Origin of the sequence: Capsulimonas sp., assembly GCF_039929585.1 — a bacterium.
GTDB lineage: Bacteria > Armatimonadota > Armatimonadia > Armatimonadales > Capsulimonadaceae > Capsulimonas.
The window spans coordinates 1-10276 of sequence record NZ_JBDSQY010000130.1; the positions used below are offsets into that span (position 1 = coordinate 1).

General features: G+C 58.9%; 9 protein-coding genes. 4 read left to right on the forward strand and 5 right to left on the reverse strand.

What is annotated here, in order from left to right; translation table 11 throughout:
• Positions 1-82: 82 nt before the first annotated feature.
• Complete coding sequence (locus ABIZ35_RS08825; protein WP_348219521.1) at positions 83-868, reverse strand: SDR family oxidoreductase; 786 nt, start codon at positions 866-868, stop codon at positions 83-85.
• Positions 869-1075: 207 nt separating this feature from the next.
• Here ABIZ35_RS08825 and ABIZ35_RS08830 point away from each other — a divergent pair, with 207 nt between their 5' ends.
• Positions 1076-1639, forward strand: a complete 564-nt coding sequence (locus tag ABIZ35_RS08830; RefSeq protein ID WP_348219522.1) for a DUF4142 domain-containing protein — start codon at positions 1076-1078, stop codon at positions 1637-1639.
• 85 nt (positions 1640-1724) lie between these two features.
• On the opposite strand, the gene ABIZ35_RS08835 is transcribed toward ABIZ35_RS08830, so the two are convergent.
• The 3 genes from ABIZ35_RS08835 to ABIZ35_RS08845 form a co-directional block, all read right to left on the reverse strand.
• A complete protein-coding gene (locus ABIZ35_RS08835; protein ID WP_348219523.1) occupies positions 1725-2486 on the reverse strand; it encodes a DUF1559 domain-containing protein in 762 nt (253 codons plus the stop codon).
• A 98-nt stretch (positions 2487-2584) separates the two neighbouring features.
• Positions 2585-3025, reverse strand: a complete 441-nt coding sequence (locus ABIZ35_RS08840; RefSeq protein ID WP_348219524.1) for a hypothetical protein — start codon at positions 3023-3025, stop codon at positions 2585-2587.
• A complete protein-coding gene (locus ABIZ35_RS08845) occupies positions 2970-3497 on the reverse strand; it encodes a nucleotidyltransferase domain-containing protein (protein WP_348219525.1) in 528 nt (175 codons plus the stop codon). The genes ABIZ35_RS08840 and ABIZ35_RS08845 overlap by 56 nt, the downstream gene beginning before the upstream one ends.
• A 248-nt stretch (positions 3498-3745) precedes the next feature.
• Here ABIZ35_RS08845 and ABIZ35_RS08850 point away from each other — a divergent pair, with 248 nt between their 5' ends.
• Positions 3746-5179: a hypothetical protein gene (locus ABIZ35_RS08850; RefSeq protein WP_348219526.1), complete on the forward strand. Its 1434-nt coding sequence runs from the start codon at positions 3746-3748 to the stop codon at positions 5177-5179.
• An 85-nt stretch (positions 5180-5264) separates the two neighbouring features.
• On the opposite strand, the gene ABIZ35_RS08855 is transcribed toward ABIZ35_RS08850, so the two are convergent.
• On the reverse strand, positions 5265-6188 hold the full coding sequence (locus ABIZ35_RS08855; RefSeq protein ID WP_348219527.1) for an alpha/beta hydrolase: 924 nt from the start codon (positions 6186-6188) through the stop codon (positions 5265-5267).
• 125 nt (positions 6189-6313) lie between these two features.
• Here ABIZ35_RS08855 and ABIZ35_RS08860 point away from each other — a divergent pair, with 125 nt between their 5' ends.
• The gene (locus ABIZ35_RS08860; protein ID WP_348219528.1) at positions 6314-6919 is read left to right on the forward strand and encodes a TetR/AcrR family transcriptional regulator; all 606 of its coding nucleotides are present in this window, start codon (positions 6314-6316) and stop codon (positions 6917-6919) included.
• Positions 6916-10056: an alpha-mannosidase gene (locus ABIZ35_RS08865; RefSeq protein WP_348219529.1), complete on the forward strand. Its 3141-nt coding sequence runs from the start codon at positions 6916-6918 to the stop codon at positions 10054-10056. The genes ABIZ35_RS08860 and ABIZ35_RS08865 overlap by 4 nt, the downstream gene beginning before the upstream one ends.
• Positions 10057-10276 lie beyond the last annotated feature (220 nt).

Sequence of the window (10276 nt, forward strand, 5' to 3'; positions counted from 1 at the left end):
GCTTCAAGGGAGGGGTCGGCCGAAGGCCGGGGGTAGGTCACGAGGGGCGCGAAGCGCCGGGGTGGGTTATATGAGGGCCGCGCTAAATCGCCGGCATCACATTCCCGCCGCAGACGGGGATATACGCGCCGGTGATAAAACCCGAGAGGTCCGACGCCAGAAACGCGACGACATTCGCGATATCCTGATCCGTCCCACGGCGTTTCAGTGGAACTTTGCTCGCGTAGCCTTCGTTCTCCTCGGTCCCGCTCGCGCGGTCGCGGTCGCTGATCATCCACCCGGGCGCCACCTGGTTGACGGTGATCTGGTGCTCGCCGATCTCCTTCGCCAGAATGCGCAGGATGCCGTCCATCCCGCGCTTGCCGGCGACATACGCCGACTGGCCCGCGAAGTTCTGCATGGCGCACTCGGTATTGATCCCGATCACGCGCCCGCCCGTCCCGCGCTCGATCATCGCCGGCGTGAACGCCTGAGCCATCAGCACATTGTGCAGCACGCACGAGCGAAACTGGCTCTCGTAATCTTCCACGGATTGCTCCAGCACCGATGTCCAGTCATACTGGATCACGGCGTTGTTCACAATCACATCCGCGACGCCCAGTTCGGCAGAGATTTGATCGCGCATCGCGTTCACACTCGTCTTGTCCGTCACATCCGCCTGCACGGCAATCGCCCGTCGCCCCATCTCCCGCACTTCGCGGACCAGCGTCTCGGCCATCTCCACGTTGCGCAGATAATTGATCGCGACATCCGCCCCGCACCGAGCCAGCGTCCGAGTCATCACACGGCCCAACTCTCCGGTCGCGCCGGTGACGACGCAGACCTTGCCGCTCAGATCCAGGGTCAGCCCCGTATTCACATCACTCATTCAATGATCTCCCGCCGCCATCCAAAGCAGCCGCTTCCAAAATTCACGCCATGGACGGCGTCACCGTACAGGGTACCTCACCGATCCAACAATCGGCGGCGCCGCATAATGTTTCCTCTGAGTAACCTAAGGGTAATCTGAACCAGCATTGGACAACCGCGATCCTACAAAAGCAATTTTCTCAAATGACACAGGAGCATCAATATCATGAACAGATTATCCGCCGCGCATCGGAGCTTGGGCGTACTGGCCTTATCAATCGGAGCGGTCATCATATTGGGAGTGAACGCGACGGCGAGGCCCCCCATGGTCGGCTCCAATGATAAGAAGTTCGTCATGAAGGCCGCACAGGGCGGAGCCGGAGAAGTGATGCTTGGGAAACTGGCCATCCAAAATGGTAGCAGTCCCAGCGTCAAAGCCTTTGGCCAGCATATGGTGACCGATCACTCCAAGGCGAACGACACGCTTAAGCAAACGGCAGCGCGACTCGGTCTCAGCGTTCCCACTACTCCGGGACCAGAAGAAAAAGCCACCTACGCGCGCCTTTCCAAACTGCACGGCGCGGCGTTTGACAGCGCCTACAAAAAAGATATGATCGAGGATCATCACAAAGACATTTCCGAGTTTCAGAAGGAAGCGTCCACCGGCAAGATGCCGACCCTAATGCATTTCGCCGCCACGACACTCCCGACGCTGAAATCGCACTTGCAGATGGCGGAGCAGATGACGATCGGCGGCAAGATGGCGCCCATGCACGGTATGAAGATGTAAGCGCTTGCCATAGGAAACCGTAAAAGCAAGCAGCCCGGCGCGAAATATCGCGCCGGGCTGTGTCTGTATCCGTGATGAACGAAATCTACATCGTGCTGAACGTGGCGGTGAAGGTGGAGACGTTTGTGCCGGCGGCGTTTCCGGCGTAGCTGCCGGCGCCCTGATCCAGGTCCGGGGAGTCCTGGGTGTGGCCGGGAGAAACGGCGCTCGGGCGAAGCCATTTGACGTGGCTGTCGGCGAACAGGAAGCATGAGCCATCCGTGTGACGACCGCCCGGGCGGCCGCCGTCGTTGCCACTGTAGGACGGCTGGCCCATATCGCCGGTCGCGTAGCTGCCGGGGCCGTAGAAGAATCCCCCTCCGGCGGCGTCCATTCCCCACGCCGACACGCTTGTCGCTTCATTAAGGTCGCTTGGGTCCGTCGGGTTGCCGCTCACTTCAAACAGCATCACCGTCTTGGAATCGGAGGTCAGTCCCGCGCTGTTGACGGCGCCGCTTCCGGTTTGCGCCGACGCGGCAGGGGTGAGATTAGCGTTGAACCCATAGGAAACTTTGCTAGGCGTATTGCCGCTGTCGTCCAGACAGGTGTAAACATCCTTGCTCTTGACATAAGGGTAGATGGACCCCGCCCATCCTACCCCATAGGGCTGCACGCCGGGAAAATACTCGTCGTTATCCTGCGTGTACTGAGATACCGCAAGCCCCAGCTGCTTTTGATTGCTCATACACGATGTCTGCCGCGCCTTCTCACGCACCTTCCCGAACACGGGGAAGAGAATGGCCGCAAGCACCATAATGATGGCGATAACCACAAGCAGCTCGATGAGTGTAAATCCTTGACGCTTCATGAAATGATCCTTTGAAAACTCTTACTTGCTAAAGTTATCGGGGACGAGGCAAGCAAACGTCAGAGCATCCAAAGGAATCCGGCAGGTTTACGGGGGGACTATCGCAAGGGCGGGATAGTTAAGGGCAATCCAATTCTCCGCAATTTGAAGAAACCGTTTTGCTTCTTCCAGCACTTGCTCAGCTTCCGTATCCGTAGCGACGTGTGCCGGTCGTAATCTACGATATTTCGCTTCCGGCGACATGTGTCAAAGAAAGCCATCAGCGTCGCGCTCTGCGATCCAATCGCTAATTCAGCTGCTTCGAAAGTGGTTTGATGATGACCTAACCCCGCGACGCGATAGCCGGCGCATGCAATCACTATTTTAGCGGTTTGCAAAGCGGCGTTGTAAGCGGTCGCGAAGCGCCGGTCCGAGGAAAGCGCGCTGATTGCAGCGTCCGCAAGATCGCGCGCGATCACGCCGCGCAACTCGTCAATCTCGTTCTTACTCGTGACGTGCGATCTTACCAACTGCCGCGCTAACAGCATTTGCCAACTCATTCTCATTTCCCTTCAAAAATATTTTTTGCCCCTGCATCACCGTTTCTAAAAAATGACTTCCTTGCTCCAGCTTCCTCATAAATTCCGTAAGTGAAAAAAGTGTCGTGTTCACTGGAACTTGCAGTGTGCGCTCCAATTCACGAAATGGTAAGGAAAAATCAGACAGACGCACCGCCCCAATCACCATCACATCGACATCACTAGAAGCAGTTCGTTCATTTCGCGCAACCGATCCATAGATAAATGCGAAGTCAATTTGGCTTACAAAAGGATCCAAGGCCGCGCGAACTTGGTCTGCTAACCCTGTCGTTTTTGCAAAAATACTTTGCAGTTCGCTCATGATTGGGAATGTGGGGTCTGCTTGGTAATATACGCGATTACCATCGACTTCACGACGCAGGAGGCCGGCTTCGGTAAGGGAAGCCATCTCACGCTGCAAGCTGGAAGGCGTTAAACCCAGAGCGCCGGCCAAATCACGCAGATACCACCTCCGATCTGGATGCAGTAAAAGCATTGATAATATTGACTGGCGCGTTTTCGGAAAGAGAGCGTCTAATAAGTTCCTTGTACGCATATTACGTATATTATTACGCAATACGCGTACGCTGTCAATAGATTTCAGGCATCATGATATTTTCATAACTTCTTCATGTTTGCTTCATGATGCCTTGCTAAAATTAGCGAACTTTAGCAAGCGCTCACTGAAACGAGGACATGCATATGGCGTCACGTCGACTTCCATGGATTTTGGCGGCATCCACCGCTGGACTTTTCGCGACACTCGCGCAGGCGGCGACCACGCCGCCTCCGCCGTCTCCACCCGGGCCGCCGCCCGCCGGACCGCCGGGAGGCCCGCCACCGAATACTCCCCCGACAAACCCGACTCCTCCGAACACCGGTCAGGTGTTCGCAGACCCGACGGGACAGATGACGACGATCAGCACGACGGGGCAGGTCACGGCGACTCACCCGTTCTTTGCAAGCTTGGGCCGCAACGGGCGCGCGTGCGTCACCTGCCATCAGCCGGGTAATGCATGGAGCATCACGCCGGCGAATGCTCAGGCCCGGTTCCTGGATACCAATGGACTGGACCCGCTGTTCCGGACCGTGGATGGTTCGAACTCGCCGAACGCCGACGTTTCCACGCCGGCCTCCCGGCGCGCGGCGTACAGCATGCTGCTCAGCAAGGGCGATATCCGCGTGGGGCTTCCCGTGCCGGCGAGCGCACAGTTCACGCTGGCGGCGGCAAATGATCCGTATCGCTTTGCTTCGTCTGCGGAGCTTTCGCTGTTCCGGCGGCCGCTGCCCACGACGAACCTCAAAACCCTCAGCGTGGTGATGTGGGATGGGCGAGAGACCGTGACCGGCGCCGCAATGTCCGCCAATCTGGCGCATCAGGCGGCAAACGCTGTTTTGACCCACGCCCAGGGCGCGTCGCCGCCGAGCGCCGCCGCCTTGCAGCAGATCGTCGCCTTTGAAACGGGCCTCTTCTCCGCGCAGTCGACAGACCGCGTGGCGGGGGCGCTGAATATCAATGGCGCGGACGGCGGACCGCTGTTCCTTTCGTCGCTGCCCTTTACGCCCGGAGAGAACGACCAGCTGTTACCCACGTTCAATCCTAAGGTCTTCACCATCTTCGACAAATGGACGGGTATCGCGGGCGCCGATCCGCAGTCGGCGGCGCGCCGATCGATCGCGCGGGGCGAGGCGATCTTCAACACTCACCCAATTGCCGTGACGAATGTCGCGGGCTTTAACGACGTCGTCCATCTCTCACTCGTACGGACGACCTGTTCGGGTTGCCACAACACACCTAACGCGGGCAACCATTCCTCGGCGAACTTCCTTGATCTCGGCCTGTCCGACGCTGGGCGGCGCACGCCGGACATGCCGCTTTACACTTTGCGCAATAAGACAACCGGCGGCCTGCGTCTGACGACCGACCCGGGCCGCGCGCTCGTAACCGGCAAATGGGAAGACATCGGCAAGTTCAAAGTCCCCACCCTGCGCGGTCTGCCCGCCCGCGCGCCGTACTTCCACAACGGCTCGGCGGCGTCCACGGGCGATGTAATCGCCTTCTACAACGGCCGATTCAATATGAACCTGTCGCCGCAGGAGCGCAATGACTTGAAGGCGTTCCTGGATTCGCTATAGGGTTGAGTTGAGTCTTTAGGATGGCCCCTCCGCCCCAATTCTGGGGGACCGGGAAGGATAGAATGGAGGGGCCAAACCCATGTCGTCACAGGCTGCTCAGATGCTGGCGTAAAAAGGCGCCGATGTCGTCGAGAGCGATTTCCGATGCCGCGAACGTTCCCACATTGCTGGGAAACACGTGCGGCATCCCTTCCCAGATGTGCAGTTCAATCTCGACGCCTTCGGCGGTGGCGCGTTTGGCATAACGCCGCGAGTCATCCAGCAGAATCTCATCCTCGCCGACATGTATTCGGATCGGCGGCAGGCCGGTCAAGCCGCCGAATAATGGAGACGCCAGCGGATCACGCGCGTCATGCCCGTTAAGATAGCGAGCGGAGGCGGCGGCAATGGAATCGTGCTTCAGAAACGGGTCTGCCAAGGCGCGTTCCGTGATGCTGGCGCCGCTCAGCGACAAATCCGTCCAGGGCGACATCACCACCGCGCATCGCGGCTGGATTTCGCCGGCATCGCGCGTCATCTCGATTGCTTGGGCCAACGTCACGAGCGTCAGACCGCCACCCGCGGAATCTCCCACGATCGCAATCTCCGTAAAACCCTCATTGATTACCCCATGATACGCCGCCATGACGTCGTTCACCGCCGCAGGAAACGGATGCTCGGGCGCCAGACGATACTCCGCCGCGAAGGCGGCAACGCCCGCCCGCGTGGCGATCTGGCCGACGAAGTTTCGGAACGCCCCGGCCGAACCGACATTGTAGGCGCCGCCGTGCAAGTAAAGGATCGCCGCGTTGGGAAGGACATCGGTCGGCCGGACCCAATACCCCGGAACGCCGCCGACTGTCGCCGCCTCGGAAGTGACGCCGGGCGCCGGAGGCGTGTGGCTGAGCATCTCGTCGAGCATGGGACGAGACGCCGGATCGAATGTCACCGTGATATTCGCAGCGGCTTTGCGTAGCTCCGCCATCGCGGCGCAGTCTTCGGGTGAAATCGCATGTGTGATTGTGGCCATGATGTGTATCTCCTGATTGCGAGTTGACAATTTTCTTAACGCCGAGTAAAGTATATTCATATTCGGCCATGCGTGTCAATAGTTTTACGACACGTAACGGAAATTATTTTAAGAGTCTATAAAAAATGCAGCAAGCCGAGAAAAAACAGCGTGGGCGCCCCGCCAGCAGCAGCGCCACATCGCACGAGCAGATTTTGGATGCAGTCCAGGCGATCCTGACGGAGAAGTCGGTGCGGGATCTCACCATTGAGGAGGTCGCCCGACGGGCAGGCGTGGGGAAGCCGACGATTTACAAATGGTGGCCCTCGAAGTTTGCGCTCGTGCTCGACCTCTTTGAACGCCAAAAGATCCCTACGGTACGCGCGCCAATGGAAGCAACCGCCGAGGAAGTCATTCGCCTTCAGGTCGCGACGACCATTGAGTTTTTGAACGGGTTCTTCGGCAAGGTCGCCCGCGAACTGGTCGCGGAGGCGCAGAGCAGCCCGGATCTGCTCCGAGAGTATCAAGAACGGTATATCATGCCACGGCGCGCAGTGAGCCATGAGGTGATTTACAAGGCCATCACCTCGGGCGAGTTCCGCCGCGATACCGACCCGGATATTCTCATCGACATGATTTATGGCCCGATTTATTATCGCCTGTTGATCCGCTACAAAGAACTCGATACCGCCTACGGCGATACGATCGTCACTCACGCCCTCTCGACGGTCAAAAAGGAGAAACATTCGTGAGCTGGCATTACACCGTCGAAAAGATCGAGAAGCGAATTGCGGAGCTGAAAAAAGCGCAGGTTCGCGCGTCCATGCCTTTGGGCGACTGGCGCAAGGCGACCGGCCCGATCGCCGGCGCGGCTGATCCTGATTTCGACGATGGTGATTGGGAGTTGCTGCCGACGCTTGGGACATATGAGGCGCGCGAGCAGACGATCTGGCTGCGCGGCAAAGCAGCGATCCCCGAGACGTGGGCCGCACAGCGCGTGTTTTTGGGGCTGGAGCTTGCCGAAGCGGAGACGCTGGTGTGGATCGACGGAACTCCTACGCAGGCGATCGATCTCTTCCACCACGATTTACTGCTTTCGGAAAGCGCCGAAGGCGGCCGCGTATATTCGTTAGCTCTGGAGTGCTACACCGGGCTGGGCGACCAGCGCCACGCACGCGTATTCACGCCAAAGACCGTGCAGATCAAGACCGCCGAACTGCGATGGATCGACACCGACGCCGAAGCGCTCTTTTACGATATGAGCGTCGCCCTGGACTCGGCGAAGACGATGGATGTGAATGCGCGGGAATACTCCGTCATTCTCGATGTGCTGGACGCGGCCACAAACCTTCTGGACTGGACGCGCGGCGCGGGCGACGATGCATTTTATGCGTCCGCCGCGCGGGCGCGGGAGTATGTCCAAACCCATCTCTACCAGAAGTATCACGCCGATTCGAACTTTGCGCCGACGATCTGGGCGACCGGCCACGCGCATATCGACACGGCTTACCTCTGGCGCATCGCGCACACCCGCAAAAAAATCGGACGCACCTTCACCACGGCGCTCACACTGATGGAGCAGTATCCCGAGTACAAATTCACCTGCTCCCAGCCCCAGCAGTACGCCTACCTCAAGCAAGACTATCCCGAGGTCTACGCGCGTATTCAGGCGGCTATTCAGCGAGGGCAATGGGAAGCCGTCGGAGGGATGTGGATCGAATCGGACTGCAATGTGGTGGGCGGCGAGAGCCTGGTCCGTCAGTTTCTTTACGGCCAGCGCTTCTTCCAGCAAGAGTTTGGGACGCACAGCAATGTCGTCTGGCTTCCCGATGTCTTCGGATACTCGGCCGCCTTCCCGCAGATCGTCAAAAAAGCGGGCCTCAAATACTTCATGACGATCAAGATCTACTGGAGCCAGATCAACAAGCCGCCCTATCAGACATTCGAATGGGAAGGCATTGACGGCACATCCCTCCTGACCCATTACTCCCCCCTCGGCGACTACAACGCCTCTATGACGCCCACAGAGCTGCGCAAAAACTGGACGGAATACAAGCAAAAGAACATCACGGACTCGAACCTCTACATTTACGGCCGGGGCGACGGCGGCGGCGGCCCCACCCGCGCCATGCTGGAAACGGCGGCGCGTCTCAAAGATTTCCCCGGAATGCCGAAGGTAAAGCTGTCCAGCGGCGAGGAGTTCTTTGAAGAGCTAGCGCGGCAAGTCGAAGGCAAGCCGAACCTGCCGCGCTGGGTCGGTGAGCTTTATCTGGAATACCATCGCGGGACGTACACATCGCAAGCGCGCAACAAGAAGTTCAATCGCCAATCGGAAATTCTCTTGCAGACGGCGGAGCAGCTTTCGTCGCTTGCCGGTCTGCTCACAGGACGCCGCTATCCAACGCCAGAACTGGCGAAGGCGTGGGAATTGGCCCTGCTGAACCAGTTCCACGACATTATCCCCGGCTCATCCATTCGCGAGGTTTACGAGGACAGCGACCGGGATTATCTCACGATCCTCGGGATCGCATCGGACACCGTACAGGGCGCCCTCGGCGCCATCGCCCGCAATATCCCTGAGGACGCGGGCGACGTCGTCATTTACAACCCCCTGTCCTGGCCGCGCTCGGACGTCGCCGAAGCGCCCCGCGATCTCCGCCTGCCCGGCCAGCATATCGTCGATCTCGATGGTCGAGAGAAAACGCTCGTCCATCTCAGTCATGTCCCCGCGCTCGGCTACGACACGCTGCGCGCCGAGGGCCTGCCGCTCGCCGACAACGCGCACGAAGAGCCATCCCTCCATGTCTCAGAACGACGGCTGGAAAACCAATTCTTCACACTCACGCTAGACGAAAATGGCGAAATCTCGTCTCTTTGGGATAAGCGCGCCGAGCGGGAAATCATCGATCAGGATGCCTATTGCAAAGGCAACGCCCTTCTGACATTCGAAGACAAGCCACTCAACTACGACGCCTGGGATATCGATATCTTCTATCAAGACAAGATGGAGCCTGTGCAATCGCTGACAAGTATTGCCGTCGCAGAACATGGTCCTATTCGCGCGAGTATCGAAGTGACGCGCGCCTTCGGGCGAGGCAGCACGGTTCGCCAGCGCATTAGCCTGTACCGAGATATGGCCCGGATCGACTTCGACACCGAAGTCGATTGGCAGGAAAGACACACCCTGCTGAAAGCCGCCTTTCCCGTCAACGTGCGCAGCCCGCGCGCCACGTACGATATTCAGTTCGGTAATGTCGAGCGGCCGACCCATTGGAACACGAGCTGGGACTGGGCTCGCTTCGAAGTCTGCGCGCACAAGTGGGCGGACCTCAGCGAAGGTGATTACGGAGTTTCTCTCCTCTCCGAGAGCAAATATGGCTGGGACATCAAGGACAACGTCATGCGCCTGACCCTCCTCAAAGGCGCCACAAGTCCCGATCCCGAAGCAGACCTCGGCCGCCAGCGCTTCGCCTACGCCCTCTACCCCCATGCCGGAGACTGGCGCGCCGCCGAGACCATCCAGCGCGCCTACGAGTTCAACATCCCCACCCAATTCGCCGCTGTCCAGGCCCACGGCGATCTGCCCGTGAGCTTTTCATTTGTTTCTTCAGACAAAGCGAATGTGATTGTGGAGACGGTGAAGAAGGCCGAAGACGACGACAGCTTGATCGTACGTTTGTACGAATGCTATGGGCAGCGCGGGCCGGTAACGCTAACATTTGGGCGCACATTGGAGTCAGCCGTAGAAGTGAATTTGCTGGAGGTGGAGACCGAAGAAAGCCGTGCGCGGCCGGTGACGGTGGATGGGGAGAAGGTAATGTTCGATGTGCGGCCGTATGAGATACGGACACTGCGGGTGCGGGTAGGCCCTATTCCCCTGGCGCTTTAGCGCGCTTCTCCCTTTTTCCCAACAAGCTGCTTCGGGCGGGAAAGGGAGCGTTCGTAATTATGCACCGCACGAGGGTTACGTGGGGTGAAAAGAGCAGATGAAGATGGCCCCTCCGCCCCAATTCTGGGGGACTCGGAGTTCACCCCTCCGCCCCAATTCTGGGGAACCCGGAAAATGCCATAGTCCGAAATCTGGTCCCCCAGAATTGGGGCGGAGGGGC

Coding starts and splice junctions, on each gene's coding strand:
- ABIZ35_RS08825 (WP_348219521.1), bottom strand. CDS start 868: ATGAGTGATGTGAATACGGGGCTGACCCTGGATCTGAGCGGCAAGGTC.
- ABIZ35_RS08830 (WP_348219522.1), top strand. CDS start 1,076: ATGAACAGATTATCCGCCGCGCATCGGAGCTTGGGCGTACTGGCCTTA.
- ABIZ35_RS08835 (WP_348219523.1), bottom strand. CDS start 2,486: ATGAAGCGTCAAGGATTTACACTCATCGAGCTGCTTGTGGTTATCGCC.
- ABIZ35_RS08840 (WP_348219524.1), bottom strand. CDS start 3,025: ATGAGTTGGCAAATGCTGTTAGCGCGGCAGTTGGTAAGATCGCACGTC.
- ABIZ35_RS08850 (WP_348219526.1), top strand. CDS start 3,746: ATGGCGTCACGTCGACTTCCATGGATTTTGGCGGCATCCACCGCTGGA.
- ABIZ35_RS08855 (WP_348219527.1), bottom strand. CDS start 6,188: ATGGCCACAATCACACATGCGATTTCACCCGAAGACTGCGCCGCGATG.
- ABIZ35_RS08860 (WP_348219528.1), top strand. CDS start 6,314: ATGCAGCAAGCCGAGAAAAAACAGCGTGGGCGCCCCGCCAGCAGCAGC.